The organism is Paenibacillus sp. FSL P4-0338, from assembly GCF_038002365.1.
In the GTDB taxonomy this organism is placed as follows: domain Bacteria; phylum Bacillota; class Bacilli; order Paenibacillales; family Paenibacillaceae; genus Paenibacillus_AQ.
Genome location: NZ_JBBOCG010000002.1, coordinates 460,653 through 479,860 on the forward strand (window position 1 = coordinate 460,653; position 19,208 = coordinate 479,860).

14 protein-coding genes are annotated in these 19,208 nt (G+C 53.0%); 9 read left to right on the forward strand and 5 right to left on the reverse strand.

Annotated elements, in window-relative coordinates; all coding sequences use genetic code 11:
- Window positions 1-13: 13 nt before the first annotated feature.
- Both MKZ07_RS26060 and MKZ07_RS26065 read left to right on the forward strand, forming a co-directional pair.
- The gene (locus MKZ07_RS26060; protein ID WP_341028512.1) at window positions 14-898 is read left to right on the forward strand and encodes a UbiA-like polyprenyltransferase; all 885 of its coding nucleotides are present in this window, start codon (window positions 14-16) and stop codon (window positions 896-898) included.
- A 581-nt stretch (window positions 899-1,479) separates the two neighbouring features.
- Window positions 1,480-2,442 (forward strand): hypothetical protein, encoded by a 963-nt coding sequence (locus MKZ07_RS26065; RefSeq protein ID WP_156949632.1) that lies wholly within the window; start codon window positions 1,480-1,482, stop codon window positions 2,440-2,442.
- A 217-nt stretch (window positions 2,443-2,659) separates the two neighbouring features.
- On the opposite strand, the gene MKZ07_RS26070 is transcribed toward MKZ07_RS26065, so the two are convergent.
- The 4 genes from MKZ07_RS26070 to MKZ07_RS26085 form a co-directional block, all read right to left on the reverse strand.
- On the reverse strand, window positions 2,660-3,640 hold the full coding sequence (locus tag MKZ07_RS26070; RefSeq protein WP_036695250.1) for a polyprenyl synthetase family protein: 981 nt from the start codon (window positions 3,638-3,640) through the stop codon (window positions 2,660-2,662).
- Between the two features lie 19 nt (window positions 3,641-3,659).
- A complete protein-coding gene (locus MKZ07_RS26075; RefSeq protein ID WP_036695251.1) occupies window positions 3,660-4,109 on the reverse strand; it encodes a hypothetical protein in 450 nt (149 codons plus the stop codon).
- 240 nt (window positions 4,110-4,349) lie between these two features.
- Window positions 4,350-6,227, reverse strand: a complete 1,878-nt coding sequence (locus MKZ07_RS26080; protein ID WP_036695252.1) for an FAD-dependent oxidoreductase — start codon at window positions 6,225-6,227, stop codon at window positions 4,350-4,352.
- Between the two features lie 49 nt (window positions 6,228-6,276).
- Complete coding sequence (locus MKZ07_RS26085) at window positions 6,277-7,182, reverse strand: hypothetical protein (RefSeq protein ID WP_036695253.1); 906 nt, start codon at window positions 7,180-7,182, stop codon at window positions 6,277-6,279.
- Between the two features lie 482 nt (window positions 7,183-7,664).
- On the opposite strand from MKZ07_RS26085, the gene MKZ07_RS26090 reads away from it, so the two are divergent.
- The 5 genes from MKZ07_RS26090 (at window position 7,665) to MKZ07_RS26110 (ending at window position 12,031) form a co-directional block, all read left to right on the forward strand.
- Window positions 7,665-7,868 (forward strand): CsbD family protein, encoded by a 204-nt coding sequence (locus MKZ07_RS26090; RefSeq protein WP_036695255.1) that lies wholly within the window; start codon window positions 7,665-7,667, stop codon window positions 7,866-7,868.
- A 193-nt stretch (window positions 7,869-8,061) separates the two neighbouring features.
- Window positions 8,062-9,477, forward strand: coding sequence for an ATP-binding protein (locus MKZ07_RS26095; RefSeq protein WP_036695256.1), 1,416 nt, complete (start codon window positions 8,062-8,064; stop codon window positions 9,475-9,477).
- Between the two features lie 101 nt (window positions 9,478-9,578).
- The gene (locus tag MKZ07_RS26100) at window positions 9,579-10,853 is read left to right on the forward strand and encodes an MFS transporter (RefSeq protein WP_036695257.1); all 1,275 of its coding nucleotides are present in this window, start codon (window positions 9,579-9,581) and stop codon (window positions 10,851-10,853) included.
- Between the two features lie 25 nt (window positions 10,854-10,878).
- Window positions 10,879-11,541 (forward strand): oxidoreductase, encoded by a 663-nt coding sequence (locus tag MKZ07_RS26105; RefSeq protein ID WP_036695258.1) that lies wholly within the window; start codon window positions 10,879-10,881, stop codon window positions 11,539-11,541.
- Between the two features lie 109 nt (window positions 11,542-11,650).
- Window positions 11,651-12,031 carry a RidA family protein gene (locus tag MKZ07_RS26110; RefSeq protein ID WP_036695259.1) on the forward strand — a complete coding sequence of 127 codons (381 nt, stop codon included), beginning with the start codon at window positions 11,651-11,653 and terminating at the stop codon, window positions 12,029-12,031.
- A gap of 311 nt (window positions 12,032-12,342) precedes the next feature.
- Here the strand turns inward: MKZ07_RS26110 and MKZ07_RS26115 are convergent, their stop codons facing one another.
- Window positions 12,343-13,107: a tryptophan-rich sensory protein gene (locus MKZ07_RS26115; RefSeq protein ID WP_036695260.1), complete on the reverse strand. Its 765-nt coding sequence runs from the start codon at window positions 13,105-13,107 to the stop codon at window positions 12,343-12,345.
- Between the two features lie 196 nt (window positions 13,108-13,303).
- Here MKZ07_RS26115 and MKZ07_RS26120 point away from each other — a divergent pair, with 196 nt between their 5' ends.
- Window positions 13,304-15,754, forward strand: coding sequence for a glycoside hydrolase family 31 protein (locus MKZ07_RS26120; RefSeq protein WP_341028517.1), 2,451 nt, complete (start codon window positions 13,304-13,306; stop codon window positions 15,752-15,754).
- Between the two features lie 347 nt (window positions 15,755-16,101).
- On the forward strand, window positions 16,102-19,191 hold the full coding sequence (locus MKZ07_RS26125) for a DEAD/DEAH box helicase (protein WP_341028519.1): 3,090 nt from the start codon (window positions 16,102-16,104) through the stop codon (window positions 19,189-19,191).
- Window positions 19,192-19,208: the final 17 nt, after the last annotated feature.

The window sequence follows — 19,208 nt, forward strand, 5'->3', positions numbered from 1 at the left end:
GAGGCCTAACATTATGGTTATCATTAATGCTTTTAAACATACGGCGCTTAAACTGAAAATGTTCAGCGAGCTGGTGATGTTCTCCCATACGCTGTTCTCCCTGCCTTTTGCCATCATCTCGATGGTGTGGGCGGCGGGCGGCTGGCCTTCCGGCCATATGATGTTATGGGGACTGATCGCGCTGATCGGGGCACGCAACGGGGCGAATGCGTTTAATCGTCTGGTGGACCGCACCTTCGACGGTAACAATCCTCGTACCGCCCACCGGCATCTGCCGCAGCGTCTGCTCGCCGAGAAAGAAGTCATTCTGTTCATTATCATCAATTATGCCCTGTTTATTGTGGCTTCCGGGATGCTGAACCTGCTCTGTCTGGTGCTGTCCCCAGTAGCCATTGTACTGATCTCATCTTACTCTTATACGAAGCGTTTCACCTTCCTGAGCCATCTGTATCTGGGCTTTGTGATTGCTTCGGCGCCGATTGGCGCCTGGTTTGCGGTCACCGGGAATATTGCGTTCACACCATTCGTGATCGGAACTGTGGTGATGCTCTGGATTGCCGGGTTTGATATCATCTACGGGACTCAGGACATTGAGTTCGACCGCAAGAACGGCTTATGGTCCATTCCGAGCTTCTTCGGCCTGGAGAATGCGCTGCGGATCTCGAAAGGGCTGCATTTCATTATGGTTATGCTGCTGCTGTTCCTGTACCTCTGGCGTGATCTCGGCTGGTTGTATCTGGTGGGCATCGGCATTGCTACGGTGCTGCTCATGACGGAGCACAAAATTATCAAGCCTGCCAACCGTAAGCTGATGAAGGTGGCTTCTTATAATTTGAATCAGGTGATCAGTATGGTGATCTTGCTGTGTACGCTGATTGATTATTTTTACGTTAAGTAGGGTGGGAAGCGCGTCGGAGTGTGGCGCGTGCCGGAGGTTGGGGAGCTGCACTGCGCGGAATGTTTGGACTTCCGGCCGCTGTTAACTTCGGATTCCCTGATTGGAGCCGCTGAAAGCGGTAGGAATCCGAAGTTAAAGGCGAACGCTACCGCTCCTCCAGTTCCAAAATTCCTCTCCGTTCCGTCCTAACCTCCCCCAGAGAAGATTAAACTTCAAAAAGACAACAGGCCTACCCAGTGGGGCGGAGCGGCAGAAAAAGCGCGAATAAGCTTAGAGCTTCGCGCTTTTCTTCTTTTTGGGACATCCAAACCCCAAACCCCAAACCCCAAACCCCAAACCCCAAACCCCAAACCCCAAACCCCAAACCCCAAACCCCAAACCCCAAACCCCAAACCCCAAACCCCAAACCCCAAACCCCAAACCCCAAACCCCAAACCTCCACGCTAAACACCACTCACGTACGCTGCGCTGCGTTCGTTTGTTCAGCAAAACTTCAATTAACATGAGCTTTAAGTGGTTATTGGATGGGTATAGAAAGAATAGGTCTTGGAACATCCAATTTCTTGAAGGAGGAATACCAATTGAACAACAAACTGGTGCTCAGCCTTACTGTGGCTTGTGCTGTGCTGTCGGGTTGCGCTTCGGACGCCAATACAGCGAAGCCTGATAACACTCCGACTGCTGCTGCACCCACTGTCGCTGCAACTGTTCAACCTACGGCAGAGATTACTCCTGCCCCGACAACTACTCCTACTGAAGCACCTAAGGCAGAGCCTACGGCTGCGGAGAAGCTGGCTCTGGACTACATCATTACATATGTGAACAATTCGGATGTGGCGGCGAAAAAGAAATTTGTGGCTGAACATCTCCATCCCGGTGTGCAGGCTTTGTTCAAAGAAGCCCAATTGACGGAGACGGAGCCAGAGCTTAAAGTGCTTAGACCCAAGGTCATTGAATCTACAGAGTATACAGATGACAATGGGGCAAAGGTGGATGCGGTACTGCTTCAGGGTGAAAAACGGTCGAATATGTACAATGAGGTTATTGTTCTAATTGCAGATAACAAAATCTTCAGGGCTATGGAAGCAGTGGAGAAAGCCGAATTTGACCATCTCCGCAGCAAGTTCAAAGCACCGGTTCCTGCTGTGACGTTACCGCCCCTGACGGTGCTGGATGAATTGGTCAACTTTATCATTGTCGATGTGTGGAACAAAGGCTTCGCTGAGTTCCATTATTATTCCAAGAACGGGAAGAACAGTGTCGGCGAAAAGATGGATATTCAGGCAACCATGGAGCGGTTAGCTGTTGCGATGGCCCACAAGAAAGAATCCGACAGCTACATCGCAGGCCTGGGTGCTGAATATGACGATGTGAAGAAAGTATGGGCACCGCTATCCCAAGAAACTGACCGCTTGTACGCGCAGCTCCTCACTGGCCCGCCCATGCCCAAAGATCCCAATACTAAGTTTGATACCGAGGCATTCCGTCAGTACAGGGATGATTTTCAGGAGAAGATAGATACGATGCTGCTTGAAAATGAATAAACAAAAGGGCGCCCCTGTTACAGGGCACCCAGGCTGCCAGGAAAGTTCTGGCAGCCTTTTTTTTGTTGTAGTTGTATTGGAAACTATAGTTTCCTGATGCTGTGGAAAGATGTATAAATTTGTAGACAAGAGGGATTTCAACAGCTAAAAATTGAATGTATGCGAAAAACAGCATACATTGTGCTCGCACAGGTTGTCACCACATTGTGCTGGTGCTTTAGCGGTCACGCCCGGCGAAGTATTGCAGCAGAGTCCTCAGGTCAGCATGCGCCGGGAAGCTGGAGAGCTGCTCCACAATCGCAGCAGCCCGGGACAGATAGTCCTGGCTGACAGACTCTGAGCGGGCCAGGGCATCACTGCCCCTTACCAGCTCCAAGACCTGCTCGATGTCCGCAGGAGAAGAGTCAGGGCCTATTCTGCGGATGACAGGGGCAAGTTCGGCATCCTGTAAGGCGAAGAGCACAGGAAGGGTAACCTGGCCGTGGCGAAGATCACTGCCGGCCGGCTTGCCGAGTACATCCGCTGATTGCGTGAAGTCCAGGATGTCATCCTGAATCTGGAATGACATCCCCAGCGCTTCGCCGAAATCATAGAGAAGCTGGGCAGTCTCTGCACTGCTCTCCGCCGACAGTGCGCCTACCCGCAGGCAGGTAGCCATCAGCAGCGCGGTTTTGTTACGGGACTTCTCCAGATATTGCTCCAGTGTAAGATCATAATCGAAGGCATGCTCCAATTGCTGGTATTCACCGAGACATAGCTGGCCCGTAGCGACAGAGGACAAATCGTGAACGTAACGGTCCTTATCCCCGGTGTACTTGCTGAGCAGTTCAATAATGCGGGCAGACATATAATTACCGATATGGACAGCGGATAGAATACCGGTCTTGATATGCAGCGCAGGCTCGCCCCGCCGCAGCTCGGCGTTATCAATAATATCGTCATGAATCAATGAGGCCACATGGATAAATTCAGCCGCAGCGGATAATTGCAGGGTTCGGCGTCCGGCAGGCTTAGGACCAAACCGGCTGCCGACAATAACCATCAGCGGGCGGAGGCGTTTACCGCCGGAGCCTGTCAGTTCTAGAATGCTCTGCGCCAGCTGCGACTTTTTGGGAACATCCTTATCACGGGTCACCAGATTCTTAATTTCACGGTTAATTTCATTCAGATCAATATTCAAGGCTTCGTGCAGCTTCATCGTTCATGTTCCCACCTGTTCAAATGGCTTTGCTGGTACGGCTTCGTTGTCTGCGCTCCTGAATGAGGAATTCACCAAGCTCCCTGGCCAGATTGTGTTCCGTGAACTCTCCATTTGAACGTTCGATCTGCAATTTTTTGATGGAAGAGGCCATATAAGCTACCAGATCCAGCTCCCTGCATTTCACTGCAAACTGCAGATAGAAGCTGTACAGGTAATCTCCATCCAAAATGTTACGGGTCAGGTCAGGATGATGTGGGACACATTCCATATGGCGCTGTGCTGCCAAGGTAAGGATAGTATAAATGCCTAGCAAATGGGTTTTGCGGTCATACTCCAGATCATGGCGTTCCAGTACCGAGAGCATTTGCTCATATTCTGCCGGAGAGAGAGACAACTGAATTCCGGCAATACTAGACATTTCAGCCTGAAGCAACCGGAACGTATCTTGGGTGATTTTTTGGTTCACAAGCTTCTCTCCTTCATGTCGGTTTTGCTGGAAGGAACTCAATCCCTGAATATTCCTACAAAACCACTTTGTTGAAAAAACGCATATAAATGTACTTTCACCTCGTTAAACAAGGAGAGTAATGTGTCCTAGGGACACATTACTCTTGAGAATATCCTATTCAGCTTGCAGCAGCGCAGCCTGTGCATCCGCCGCTGTTTATAAATGAATGTAGTTCGTAACAACCAGTTACCCGGTTCATCAGTCGGTATACAGATACCAGCGCCGGACGAGAGGAATCCTCTTCCACTGCTTCTTGAGCCAAGGAAGAACATAGTAATCCAGGCCGAACACGCTGCCGGAACCGCCGATGCAGGCAATAGCTGCTCCAACATACCAGAGCATTTCTGTTGCTGCCATCTTGGTGGTCCAGATCATAACCGCCATACCTATCGTGGCCAGAGCAGAGATCGCTGTGAACAGACCAACAATCAGCATTACACCGAAGACGATCTCGGCACAAACCATACCGATTTGGAACCATTTGGCCAGGAAGGTGTAAGAACCGTCCGGGTTATAGAACATGAGATCCATGAACCAGTTAGAGATATCATAGATGAAACCTGGAACCGGAAGAGCCGATACAGCTTCTTTGGCAGTGGATACTGCGGAAGCGGCAGATTGGGCATCTACGGTAGTTTTGACTGCATCTACAGCCTGACTTGCTGCTGATGTGGCGTCTGCATAAGGAGCCGCAGGAATCAGGAAAATCTTATTCGGATCAACCCAGATCTTGCGGATCTTCTCTATACCTTCATATAACCACATTCCCCCGAGCAGCATACGGAGCGGAACGAGCCAGAAGTTCGGTGAGCGCTTGGAGAAGTAACCGCCGACGAAGCTCTTGCGGTTCTCAACATGGAAGAACTCGTGCATCATGTAAGTCCAGACCTTGTTGAAGCCCACAACCTGGGACAGATAGAACATATTAATGAAATGTTTGGACAACATAGCCATGAATCCGGTCAGCATGAAGAACTTGCCCGGAAGACCAACGTTCGCTACACCGTAGCGGCTGCCGATCGAAACCATGGTGCCGTGGAAGCCTGGTTTGTATGCTTTTTTAGGCGTACCCTTGATATCGGCAGTGATATTGCCTGCGATAACCGGAGCTGCCTGTTCAGCATTCTCAACCATTTGCGGAACTGGACGTTCTTCGCCTTCAGGGATGAAGAAGATGTTATCCCCAACAACGTATACGTTCTTATGGTCAACACTCTCAAGGTGTTCATTAGTAACAATACGTTTGCGGCCTTGCTGCTGAACATCAAGGTTACCGACGATTTCGGAGCCTTCAACACCGGCTGTCCAGACGATTGTCTGTGCATCCACGATGTTCTTCTCGCCGAGGGCAACAGAGCCTGCGCCTACTTCGGTGATTTTGGCGCCTGTAACGATTTCTACCTTCAGCTTGCGCAGACGGGCTTCGGCTTTCTGGATCAGCTTATCCGGCAGGATAGGCAGAATCTTCGGAGCCATATCAGCTACAACCAATCTAACCTCAGAAGGATCGATGAAGAATTCCTTGCAGAGCTCCTCGCGCTGCTCGGCCATTTCACCTACAAGCTCAACGCCGGTAAAGCCGGCACCGATAATTACGAAGGTCAGCATAGCGCGGCGAGTAGCCGGGTTCTTTTCCTTCGCAGCTTTGGTGTACATGTCGCGGATCTGACGCTTCAGGGCTACTGCATCATCGTAAGACCAGAAGGAGAAGGTGTTCTCTTCTGCTCCGGGGATTCCGAAGAAGGTTGGCTTGCTTCCTGTGCCGATGACCAGATAATCATAAGCATAGGTGGCTTTGTCGGACTTCAGCTTCTTGTTCTTGAAATCAATGTTACTGATTTCGTCTAGAACAACATCTACCTTCAGGCCGGCAAAGATTTTTTTCAAGTCAATTTTGATCGAATCCTCAGGTGCGCGATTCGCAGAAACCTCATGCAGCTCAGTCAAAAGAGTGTGATATGGATTTCGGTCGATCAGTTTGATTTCTACATCTTTGTCGTTCTTAAATTTCTTTGCCAGTTTCTTAGCCGTGAGTACGCCGCCGTAGCCGCCGCCCAAAATGACTATTTTCTTCAAGAGAAACTCACCTCATTCATCTGATTAGCTGCAAAAGGGTGGCGAATACTTATTTCGCGCCTTCGAGTGCTTTTTGTGCAAGTGTGAAATATTCACCAACGTGGATGGATACGCCGGAGATTGCGTCTGTTTTACCTTCAGCATCCAGGGTAGGAGCTACGCCTTTGTTCTCAAGGAAGTATTTCTCTGCAAGGGCGATTTCTTCATGCCATTCAGCAGCAGCGCCACCGGCTTTCATGCCGTATTTGCCGTCTACAGAATATTGTTTCTTATCGTCGCCTGCAGCATTCACACCGCTGAAATTAACAGCTACAACGTTGCCGTTAGCAACAGACAGAGCTACAGTGGACTTCCAGCCGGATGTAGCATCCATTTCGCCTTCAGCAGTGTATCCGCCATCTTTGTATGGGCCTGCTTGTGCAGGACCGGCAGCAAGTGCAGCCTGAGCTGCGCCAACGAAATCACTAACGTGTACGGATACACCGGAGATTGCATCTGTTTTGCCTTCAGCATTTACAGTGAGAGCAGCAGGATCTTGTTTTTCAATCAGGTAGGCTTCAGCAAGAGCAGCCTGTTCATGCCATTCGGACTTCGCACCGCCGATTTTAACCAGACCATAATTGCCGTCTTCGGATACTTTTTTCTTCAAATCGCCTGCTTTTTTAACATTGAAAGCATTCCAGTCAGCTTTGGTGATTTTGCCGCCTTCTACAGTCAGTTGTGTAAAGGTCTGCCAGCCAGTCTCTGGATCGGCATCCACTGTACCGTAGTAGGTTCCGTCCTGGTACTTGCCTGTTTCGGCTGCAGGTGCAGTAGTTGCTTCAGCTGCGGCAGTAGCAGTTGCTACAGGTGCTGTTGTTGCAGCAGCGTTCTCTGCTTTGTTGCTGTTGCCACAACCTGCGAGTAAAGTACCCAATACCAGAGCGCTCGACAAGATTACAGAAGCTTTTTTCATTTTGATATGACCTCCAAGAAAATAGTTTAAAATATATATATTAAAATGTAAAACATTTTAATAGCCATGGAAGTGATAAAAATCACTTTATAAATGATAAATGTCACTTTCAACTCGGTCTTAAGTCCCTTTTTGTAGCAGGCATACGACATATATCGGCAGGCAATAAGAAAAAATTTAATCATATCGTTTCTTGTTCGATGGCATTTTAGCACAAGCTATGGAACTATCATGTGAAAATAATCACTTAAATCATAAATAAATTTACTTCTGAAGTATATCAAATTTTAAGATAGTTGAATAGCTTTTTATAAAGACTTTTATGTGACGAAAGTTGAGTTATTCTGCATGGTTTCACCCGGTTGCAGGTGCAGCCCCTGCACACCCTGGCGATTCAGCAAAAAGTCATAGGGGTAATAGATCACAAGCAATTATAAGCTTTCGCCAGACATTAAATAGACAACTAAGGAGATGAGCTTGTAGTGGATAACAATGTGATCAAAGGTAAATGGCTACAGATTAAAGGTGAAGCCAAGAAGCAATGGGGCAAGCTGACGGATGACGATCTGGATATCATCGACGGTGAAAAAGACAAGCTGGTGGGCAAGCTGCAGGAGCGTTACGGCCATTCCAAGGATGAAGCCGAAGCGGAGTACCATAAATGGGAGTCCTCCCACCGCAGCTAATCAGCAGTTAACGATAAAAGGAAAGAGCGCGGATCGTATCTGATTTGCGCTCTTTTGCTGTCTTCAGGACATGAGGCAGTTTTCACTCTCATATAAATACATATGCTATAGCCCTCATGCTTCATGTTTTCATTCCTCCAGTATGATACTATAAATATTATTGTGAACTTATTTTCGCTGCAGGAGTGGAGCTATGGAATATGTCAAAATCTTTTTTGTGAATACAGCTTTACTGATCACTCTGTCGTATCTGGCGAATCTAATATACAAGTACACCGTAACCCACGCATCTGAGCCTGTAAAAAGAGTAAGCTGGGTGCTGCTCGCGGTCTTCGCAGGGTGGATCAGCACTTTTTTCGGCTACAGACTGCATGAGCATGTCATCTTCGACCTGCGGTATGTACCGCTTATCATCTCAACACTGGCTTACCCCCAACCCTTGGTCCTGATTATCATCGGAATCGCAACCGGGCTTACGCGCCTGACCTTCGGAGTGAACGAGGCAGCGCTGGTAGGCGTGCTGAATCTGACTATCTTGGGCTTCGTCTGTGCCGCTCTGAGCCTATGGATGAAGCGTTCACCTTCCTCGCTGATGTATAAGGGGATTGTCACCATCTTGGTAGTCAATGTAGTAAATGTGCTGAATATTGCCTTATTTGGGGTCATTCCCACACATGATTACATAACGAAGATTCTGCCGGTTACCTTTCCCGCAGGCCTTGTCCTCAGTGCTCTGTTCGCGCTGATTATCCGCGATTTCCATCTGGACCTGATGCGTACCGGACAGATCATTAGAGCGAATAAGCTGTTGTCCGAGCAGACGGAGGAGCTGCATAAGAATAAAATTGTACTAGAGGAAAGAGCCAAGCAGCTCATGCTCGCCTCACAGTTCAAATCGGAGTTCCTGGCGAACATGTCCCATGAACTAAGAACCCCGCTGAACAGCATTATTAACCTGTCCCAGATGATTGAAGAAGGCGATGAGTCCCTGAGTGAGGAGGAGCTTGCTGAATATGGCGGGATCATTCACCGCTCGGGAGAGGATCTCCTGTCGCTCATCAATGATATTCTCGATCTGTCCAAGGTAGAGGCCGGGAAGCTGGATATTATTATAGAGGATTTAAATACCAGCGAGGTCCCTGATCTGCTCGTCCAGCAGTTCGGTGTCTTAGCCAGACAGAAGCAGCTCACCTTCAGTGTCTCCTTGGACGAAGGGGTGCCGGCCGTAATCTACACGGACCCCCAGCGGGTGCAGCAGATTCTGCGCAATCTGCTCTCGAATGCTTTCAAATTCACGATGACTGGCGGGGTCACTATGAATATCCGTGTAGTGGAACGTCAGGAGGGGGCTGCTTCGCAGAAGTGGATTGCCTTTGAGGTGGAAGATACCGGAATCGGCATTCCCCCTGAGAAACATGATTTGATCTTCGAGGCCTTTGAACAGGCGGATATCAATATCAGCCGTAAGTATGGCGGTACGGGGCTGGGCCTGTCTATCAGCAATGATCTGGCCAGGCTCCTGGGCGGATTCATTACCCTGCGTAGCCGGGAAGGCCAGGGCAGTATATTCTCCTTACATTTACCACTGCATTCAGGCGCGTCCGTATAATCCCCGCAGCTCCAACTTTATTTGTGATTTCGGTGTATTGACAGGAACCTGGTGCTGAGTAGAATGAAGCAAAAGCCGCATCAAAGGAGAGTCAACACCCCATGAACATCATGAGAAGCCGGCCGCTGCGGAACCGTTCCAAGGATTTGCGCAAGGCCTCCGTACACCGCAAGAATCTGCAGATCGCTACCTTCGAGGGGATTCCGTCCACCATATTCCAGGTGCTGCTGCAAGGCCAATTTCTTACAGGATTTCTGTTATACCTGGGTGCCAGCTCCAGTCAGATCGGATTTGTCCTGGCACTAACTACGCTGGTGAACGTCGCACAGATCGGTGTGGCCTTCCTGATCCAGAAGCTGCCGAGCCGAAAGTGGGCACTCGTGACTTTTATTGGCTTACACCGGTTGTTGTGGGGATCTACGGGCCTGGTTCCGTTTATTTTTCCGCAAGAGCACTGGGTTACCGCCTTCATCGTTCTGTATACCATTGCCTTCATTGCCAACACTGCCGGCGGTGTGCTTTGGAACTCGGTCATCAGTGACTTGGTGCCTGCAAGGGTCCGGGGCCGTTATTTCGGCATTCGTAATACGTTTCTTAATGCGTTGGGAAGCCTGGTGATGTACGGGGGCGGTATTGTTCTTGACCGTTATCCAGGCGGACACGGATTCCTTATCCTGTATATTGTAGTGTGGATTTTCTCCATCTCGAACATCGTGGTGTTCTTCTTCTACCCGGATGTGCCGTTTGAGAAATCCGAAGAAAAGGCTTTCCTGCCGATGCTCAAGAAGCCGCTTCAGGACAAGCTGTTCATGAAATCCACGCTGTTCCTGTCTGCTTGGCTGCTGCTGCAGAACCTGACAGTACCGCTGTATTCCTATGTCATGCTGCAACTGCTGAATATCAATTATGAGAAGCTGTCCCTGCTGAATGTGGCGCAGACGGTCTTCATGATGGCCAGCTTCTATGTATGGGGCAACCTGAACGCAAGGCACAGTAACAAGAAGCTGCTGCTCTGGACCTTGCCGATTATCGCGGTCTCTTCCCTGATCTGGGGACTCTTGTCCGTGCTGCCGATGCTTCCGGTATTATTTGCAGCCCATATTGTGTTCGGCGTGGGTGTGGGCGGCTTCAACCAGCTTGCCTTCAACTTCATTATTGGTGATACGCCGAAGCGCGAACGGCCGATGTATATGGCGATGTATGCGGCGCTTACGGGTCTGGCGGCCTTCTTCGGCCCGCTGCTGGGCGGCCGTATCTATGAATGGATTAAGGAATGGCCGCAGTGGATGCAGATCTACGGCATGCAGTTAGTGGTAGGCGTGCTGATGATTCTGCTGGCGCTGCTGCTGGGCCGCCGTATCCTGCGGGATGAATAAGGAGGAATACAAGGAGGCTATTTCGGTGACAAGAATTGCACTGGTACTGGGTGCTACAGGTCTGGTCGGCAGTGCGCTGACCCGGGATTTGCTGAACGGGAATTGGGACGAGGTCCGCGTACTGGTCCGCCGTCCGCTTGCGCTTGAGCATTCCAAGCTGAGACAGATTCAAGTGGATTGGGACCGGCTTGAGCAATACAGCGGGGAATTCGCCGGTGTATATGCAGTATTCTGCTGCTTGGGAACAACGATTAAGCAGGCGGGCTCCCAGGAGCAGTTCGAACGGGTAGATCTGGAGTACCCGCTTGCCGCTGCCGCCCTGGCCAAAGAGCATAACGTGAAGCAGTTCCTGGCTGTGTCCTCTATGGGAGCCAGCGCCAAATCACGCACCTTCTATAGCCGGATTAAGGGGCGGACGGAGGAGGGCCTGATTGCTGCCGGATTCCACGGCCTGCATCTGTTCCGGCCGTCCCTGCTGCTGGGTGACCGGGCAGAATTCAGGTTAGGCGAACGCGCCGCGGCTGTGCTGATGAAGGCGCTGGATTTCGCCATGGTAGGCAAGGCTGCGAAGTTCCGGGCCATTCCAGCAGCCACGGTTGCGCGGGCGATGATGAATATTGCTCTGGCCGATACAGGCGGCGTGCACATCTACACGAATGAAGTCATTCATGTGATCGGCAAGCATTAACCGGGCAGCAGGGTTTGCAAACCGCAGACTACAGGACTTACAATAGGCATACGATTAGAATGTACATAGCGGTCTACAGGCCGCGTACAGCATGCAGGAGGCGTTCACTATGTCCAAGAAACAAGTAGCTACAAGCAAAGCCCCAGGAGCGATCGGTCCTTACAGTCAGGCGATTGTTGCCGGCAACTGGGTCTACACTTCAGGCCAGCTCGGAATGGACCCGCAGACAGCGGAACTGCCGGGCAGTGTACAGGAGCAGGCACGCCAGTCACTTAGCAATGTAAAGGCCATCCTGGAAGAGGCCGGAGCATCAATGGATCAAGTGGTGAAGACAACCGTGTATCTGAAGGATATGAATGATTTCGCGGCGGTTAACGAGGTGTACAGCACCTTCTTCACTGAGCCTTACCCGGCCCGCAGTGCCGTTGAGGTAGCCCGTCTGCCGAAGGATGCGCTAGTCGAGATCGAAGCGGTAGCGCGCAAGAAATAAGACCCCGGCCGGTTACATCCGGTCAAGGCAGGGTAAAGGGAAATCCCCCGCACGTGAAGCAGGCGTGCGGGGGATTTTGCGTGCACATATAAGCGTATCTACATAGATTGAACTTGAAAACTTAAGGGAAGGGAAAAGTGGCGGAAGGGAATTTTGGAACTGGAGGAGCGGTAGCGACCGCCTTTGTCTGCGGATTTCAACCGTTGAAAACGGGATGAATCAAGAAATCTGCAGACAACAGCGGCTGGAAGTCCAAAACTTCTCTGGAGTCACGACTAATCCCAAAACAGAAAACTATTAGTTCAATTTATTTAGTATCTGCTGCGGGAACGGCGCGGAGTCAGCAGCAGCCAAATACTGTAGAGCAAGAGAAGTCCTGCTGCAATCAGGCCTGTGAAATACACCTCATTCGTGTCCTTATGCTCAAGAGCAATGGCGATGTAGGCCCAGACGAAGACGAGCGGATAAATGCTGTCCCGATACGGGTAGCTTACCAGCACAGCCAGCACAGCACCGACGCAGAGCATGATGACTGCCCAGAACGGGGCGCTGAGTCCGAAGCCGTCCCAGTCATTCTTCACCAGCACAACACTGACATTGACAATGGTGGCTACCGAGATCCAGCCGAGGTACAGGCTGAACGGCAGCTTCACGAGCCATTTCTCGCCAGTCGTGGGATCTGCGATAAAGCGGGTCTTGCGGTAAATGACGATCAGGGAGAGCAGCAGAAGCACCATCGCCACCAGCGATAGCTCAATGTACAGATAATGCCAGAGGAGCAGCCAGCCCATGTTGAAGATGCAGCTAAGCATGAACCAGATCCCGATCCGCTGGATGGAATCCCTGCCCCCGGTACCCTTGCGGAACTGATAAATAATGAATCCGGCCAGCAGCAGATAGATCAGGGACCAGATGGAAAAAGCATATCCGGCCGGTGTGAGGTACGTATGATACCTGTCCGAGATTTCGGCGGTGCTGTTCCCGCCAAGCGGCAGGACGACCGAAAGGGTATTGACGGCAATGACGCCGAGGAAGAGCAGCAAATTCCCCCACTTATAAGGATTAGTTCTAGTCATATGACCACCCCTAACTTGATTGATAACTACGTTTTGGCCTTGGCCTATATAGAATATACCCGCTTTGGTGGCAATTAAGACTAATTCGGCGAAAAAATGACCAATTGGTCATAACAATTGCGGATAGTATTCCTTAGGCCCGGGGTAATATGTAGTCAAGAAGTAGATCAGCAAGCAGCGAAGGGGGAGAAGATACATGGAGAGCAGTGAGGCGATACGCCCCGAGAAGATGGGGCCGCTGGTGATGAAGGAGACCTGGAACACGCCGGGCAGCGTGGTGTCCTGGGAACGCTCTGAGAATATCTATATCGTCCGCGGGGAATGCGCCGGGATGGCTTTTATCTTCTTGAGTGATGATATGTTCCGGATGAAGGTCTTCCATGATAAGGTGCCGGACCTGACTACCTCGGAGGCGGTGCTGAAGGAGTGCTGTATTCCGCATCTGTTTCCGGTAGAGGAGACGGAGGAGCAGCTCATTTTCTCTACCGGCGCCATCCGGCTGATTATTGAGAAGGCCTCATTTCTGCTCCGCGTGGAGAATACGTCCGGCAAGGTGATCATGCAGCAGAATCTGTCGAGCTGGAACCCGCGCGGCGCAAGCCATGCGGAATATGATATGCAGCCGGACTCGCATTTCTACGGACTGGGTGAGAAGTCGAGCTTCCTGGACAAACGCGGGGAACGTTATACGAATTGGAACACCGATGTGTTCGCCCCGCATCTGCCGGAGATTGAGGCGCTCTATGAGTCGATTCCGCTCATTATCCACATGCACGGTGACCTCTCCTACGGGCTGTTTCTGGATAATACGGGCCGGAGTGATTTCGACATGCGCTCGCACGGGATTGCTTTTACCATTGGCTGTTCAACGGGAGCTTACGATATCTATTTCATTAATGGGCCTGAGATGAAGGATGTCGTCAAAAGATACACCACGCTCACCGGCCGGATCGCCCTTCCGCCTAAGTGGGCGCTCGGCTATCACCAGTCCCGCTACAGTTACATGAACCAGCAGGAGGTGTTGCAGCTGGCTAAGACCTTCCGTGAGAAGAACATTCCCTGCGATGTGATCTATCTGGATATCCACTATATGGACGAGTACCGCGTATTCACCTTCGACCCTGTCAACTTCCCTGATCCGCAGAAAATGATCTCGGAGCTAGCGGAGCTGGGTGTGCGCATTGTCCCGATTGTCGATCCCGGCGTCAAAAAAGACCCCAAATACGAGGTGTATAAGCAAGGGGTGCTGGAGAAGCACTTCTGCCGCCGCCTGGAGGGGGATATTTTCTTCGGTGAGGTATGGCCGGGAATCAGCGCCTTTCCGGATTTCAGCGACAGCCGGACAGCTGAGTGGTGGGGAGACCTGCACAAATACTACACGGAGCTTGGCATTCAGGGCATCTGGAACGATATGAACGAGCCGGCGGTCTTCAATGAGACTAAGACAATGGATCTTGATGTGATGCATTTCAACAACGGGCGGCCGGTGACGCATGAAGAATACCATAACCTGTACGGGATGATGATGTCCAAAGCGACCTACGAGGGGCTGGCCGAGCATATGGGGGGAGAGCGTCCCTTCGTGCTGACCCGTGCCGGGTATGCGGGCATCCAGCGTTATGCGGCCGTATGGACCGGCGATAACCGCAGCTTCTGGGAGCATATGGCAATGGCAATGCCGATGGTGCTGAACATGGGGCTGTCCGGGCTGGCCTTCTCGGGGCCGGATATCGGCGGGTTCGCCCATCATACGTCGGCGCAGCTGCTGGTGCGGTGGACGCAAATGGGCGTGTTTTTCCCCTATTGCCGAAATCACTCCTCCATCGGAACGCTGCGCCAGGAGCCGTGGTCCTTCGGGGAAGAGGTGGAAGGGATTCTGCGTGAATTCATCGGGCTGAGGTACCGCTGGATGCCGCATTTGTATAATCTTTTTCATGAAGCGGAAATGAGCGGTCTGCCTGTCATCCGTCCGCTGGTGCTCGAGTATCCGCGGGATCCGCATGTAACCAACCTGTGCGACCAGTTCCTGCTGGGTGAAAATGTGCTGATAGCCCCGGTCTACCGCCCGGATACAGATCACCGCTCCGTCTATCTGCCGGAAGGCTGCTGGCTGGACTATTGGGACGGGGAGATTCACGAAGGCGGACGCCATATTCTTGCGGCTGCGCCGCTGCACATCATGCCGATGTATGTGAAGGCTGGCAGCTTCGTGGCCGAAGGCCCGCTGAGACAGTATGCGCTGGAGGACAGAGAGGAGACGATCATCTTCCATCTCTACGGGGCGGAAGCAGCTGCGAGCTTCTCTTCGTCCTTCAAGCTGTACGAGGATGACGGCCACAGCTTCAGCTACCGCAAAGGGGAGTATACGGAGCTTATCGTGCAGGCCGAAGGCGGGGAGGGTACGCTTGCGCTGAAGTGGGCGTATGCGGTGCATGACTACAAGCCGCGCCGGGAGACGCTGCGGTTCGCGCTCTGCTATCCGTTCTTCACTGTTGATGCGGTGGAGGGGCTGGCCGAGATTAGTCTGGAAGAGCTGAATGAAGGGGCGCTGGGCTGGGCCCGGAACGGCAGGAACGGCGCGGTCATCGTTCAGGTGGCAGATGCTGCCGGGGGCGGAGAACTACGTATTCTGGCGGGTAAGGACTAGGGGGCAGATAGTTGTAACTGTAAAAGGATTTGAGGACCGGCTTGCCTGGAGAGGCGTGCCGGTTCTTCCTGCTGTAACGCAATCTGGACAGTATTGGCCTGATCTGAACAACAATCTGCTGAAAATCACAGAAAATGTACAGAAAAGTTTTTAAATATATGCTTTTTCGTATAAGATGAAGGGATGAAGAAAAAGTTGCAGCAAACAACGTAACAGGAAGGCTGTACGGCTAGAGCTATTGCCGCCGGTGCAGCTTCATAATATATTTCTCGCGCAGCAGGAGGCAGTCTTCCGGAGTGGAAGGGCTGTTCTTGCTGTTTGCTCAAAAGAATGGAGATCAACCAACAATGATTAAGCATCTGTATGCAATATGGTTAGGGGACGTATTATTCTGCTTCTCGGGCGAAACCTCCGAGCCGAAGGTGGACGCATGGACACGCGTGATCAAACGGCTGGAGCTCCGTAGCGGCTGGCGTCCTTTTGCGGGTGCTGCCCTGCGGCTGGCGGAAGTGAAGTATCCTGCGGCCGCTGCTGCGGAGGGCAAGCCGGCGCGGCGCGGACTGCCCGGACGCACCCTGGAAGGGCTGGCGCTGTCTCCGAAGGATGCCTTCGAGCTGCTGCTGGCCTGGGATGAACAGGCCAGCAGCGCCCAAGGCATTGAGCCTGGGGGAGAGCTGCGCTATTGGTCGGCAGCGGCCCGCTTCGCGCTGGAGCTGATGGGCAAGGGCGGGATTGTGCCCGGCGCTCAGCCGCCGCGCAAGGTGGGCTCGCGGCGGCGCGGCGGCGAACAGGCTGCTGCTGTATGCTGGTCACCGGCGTTCCGGGAAGAGGCGGATAAGGAGTTCTTCCTGCAGATGGCGGCCTCTATGCCGGTGCTTGCGCTCGGCACGCATGTAGCCGAGGAAGGCGACCTGTCCTCGCGCGAGGAAGCAGGCGGATATGTGCTGTATTCCTTCCTGCAGGCGGTCATGACCGCCGAGATCAAGAATGTGGTTGCCGCCCATGAGGGCGCGCTGGCGCCGTATAAGGCCAATTACCGCCGCGGCTATTCTCCGCTGACCGAGCTGTGGTGGAACAGTCTGCTTACCGGCAGCCGGGATATCCCCGTGCAGGGGACCCCGGCTGAGGTGACGGAGCTGCTGAGCGTGGTGAACGAGACGGCGGGCCATGAGGTGCCGCATTTCGAGACCGAGGAGGCCCGCAGCGGACAGCTTAGTCTGGGCCTGCGGCTGGAGCCGCCGGCAGAGGAGAGCGAGCTGTGGCAACTGACCTTCTGGGCGGAGAGCCGGGAGGAGGGGGAATTCTGGATTCCGGCGGAAGCGGTGTGGAGCAGCCGGGAGCGGGAATTCACCCTATGGGGCAAGAGATACCGCAATATCCAGCAGCAGCTGCTTGCAGCTCTGGGACGGGCGGCGAAGAGCTCGCCGGATATCCGGCGTTCGCTGGCTGAACCGGCTCCGCGCGGTATTGAGCTGCCGCCGGAGCGGCTGTATTTCTTCTTGAAGGAGAGCGTGCAGCAGCTTCGGGAACGGGGAATTACGGTGCAGATGCCATCGCGCTGGAGCCGTGAGGGACGTCGGCGGATCGGCATGAAAATGAAGATGCAGCCGCCGGTTGGCGGAATGGACGGTCCGGTTCAGCCGGCGCTGGGCATGGAAGAGCTGATCTCTTTCCGCATCGAAGCCTCTCTAGGGGATTCGGATATCACTGAGGATGAATTAAATGCCCTGGTGGAGGCGGGCGTGCCTTTTGTGCGCTTCCGGGGAGAATGGATTGAAGTGGACCCCAAGGAAGTGCGTCAGGTCCTGAGATATATTAAGCGCGGTGAGAGCGGAGAGATGACAGCAGCCGACTGGATGCGCCTGGAGGCGGAGGATGGCGATGAGCGGCTGTGGAAGGGCATGTCGGTTACCGGCATGGAGACCTCCGGCCTGCTGGCTTCCCTCATGCATGGCGATGCGCTGCGCGGGATGCCGCTGCGTCCGGTGCCGGAGGACCTGAACGGGACACTGCGTCCTTATCAGGAGCGGGGGTATCAGTGGCTTACGGCACTAAGCAGCCTCGGATTCGGAGTCTGCCTGGCTGATGATATGGGCCTCGGCAAAACCATACAGGTCATTACCTGCCTGCTGGACCGGGCGCTGAATGCCCCTCCAGGCGAGAAGCAGGAGCCTGTACTGATTCTCTGCCCGACCTCTTTGCTGGGGAACTGGCAGCGGGAGTTGCAGCGCTTCGCCCCTTCGCTTAGCTTGCATATTCACCATGGAGGACGGCGGGTGCGCGGCGAAGGATTCAGGGAATTGGCGGCCAGCCATGAGATTGTGCTGACCACCTACCATTTGGCGGGCCGGGACAGCGAGGATCTGGCCGGGGTACGCTGGTCTACTGTTGTGCTGGATGAAGCGCAGTATATCAAGAATCACCGCACCAAGCAGGCGCAGAGCGTCATGAAGCTGAGCGCGCCGCACCGGATCGCAATGACCGGTACTCCGGTGGAGAACCGGCTGGGCGAGCTGTGGTCGATTTTCCATTTTCTCAACCCAGGCTATCTGGGCACGTACCATTCCTTCCGCCAGCGTTATGTGTCGGGAGAGGGCGGCGAACGGCTGCGTGAGCTGCACCGGCTGGTCTCGCCCTTCCTGCTGCGGCGTCTCAAGAGTGACCCGGATATCTCGAAGGATCTGCCGGAGAAGCTTGAGCTGAAGTCCTACTGTCCGCTTACGGAGACCCAGGCAGCGCTGTATCAGGGCGTTGTGGATGAGATGCTGGGCGTCATCGGCGAGCGCTCAGGAATGGCCCGGCGGGGGCTGGTGCTGTCTTCACTGACCAAGCTGAAGCAAATCTGCGATCATCCCCAGCTGTTCCGCAAGGACGAGGGGCGGAGCCTGCGCAGTGAGCCTTCGGGTAAAATGGACGTCATGTTCGAGGTGCTCGACAGCATCTCTGAGCTTGGCGAATCGGCGCTGATCTTCACCCAGTATGTGGCGATGGGCGAGCTGCTGGTCAGCCGGCTGGCCCGAAGATACGGTCAGACGCCGTTGTTCCTGCATGGCGGCATCTCGAAGCGCGAGCGCGACGAGATGGTGCATGCTTTTCAGGAGGGGGAAGGTCCGGCCTTCTTCGTTCTCTCGCTTAAGGCAGGAGGCGTTGGCCTCAACCTGACACGGGCCAATCATGTGCTGCATTATGACCGCTGGTGGAACCCGGCCGTAGAGAATCAGGCGACGGACCGCGCCTTCCGGATCGGACAGCACAAGAATGTGCAGGTGCATAAGCTGATCTGCCAGGGGACGCTGGAGGAGAGAATTGACGAGCTGATTGAACGTAAAAAAAGCCTGTCCGAGCAGGTCGTTGGCTCCGGGGAGAACTGGTTGACCGAGATGTCTAACCATGAGCTCAAAGAGCTGATTGAACTACAGGGACAGGACTGGATGTAGATTGTGCAATAGATTGT

Bases quoted from the DNA above. Each gene is read 5' to 3' on its own strand.
- MKZ07_RS26060 (WP_341028512.1), top strand. From the start codon at position 14: ATGGTTATCATTAATGCTTTTAAACATACGGCGCTTAAACTGAAAATG.
- MKZ07_RS26070 (WP_036695250.1), bottom strand. From the start codon at position 3,640: ATGAAGCTGCACGAAGCCTTGAATATTGATCTGAATGAAATTAACCGT.
- MKZ07_RS26085 (WP_036695253.1), bottom strand. From the start codon at position 7,182: ATGAAAAAAGCTTCTGTAATCTTGTCGAGCGCTCTGGTATTGGGTACT.
- MKZ07_RS26095 (WP_036695256.1), top strand. From the start codon at position 8,062: ATGGAATATGTCAAAATCTTTTTTGTGAATACAGCTTTACTGATCACT.
- MKZ07_RS26100 (WP_036695257.1), top strand. From the start codon at position 9,579: ATGAACATCATGAGAAGCCGGCCGCTGCGGAACCGTTCCAAGGATTTG.
- MKZ07_RS26110 (WP_036695259.1), top strand. From the start codon at position 11,651: ATGTCCAAGAAACAAGTAGCTACAAGCAAAGCCCCAGGAGCGATCGGT.
- MKZ07_RS26115 (WP_036695260.1), bottom strand. From the start codon at position 13,107: ATGACTAGAACTAATCCTTATAAGTGGGGGAATTTGCTGCTCTTCCTC.
- MKZ07_RS26120 (WP_341028517.1), top strand. From the start codon at position 13,304: ATGGAGAGCAGTGAGGCGATACGCCCCGAGAAGATGGGGCCGCTGGTG.
- MKZ07_RS26125 (WP_341028519.1), top strand. From the start codon at position 16,102: ATGATTAAGCATCTGTATGCAATATGGTTAGGGGACGTATTATTCTGC.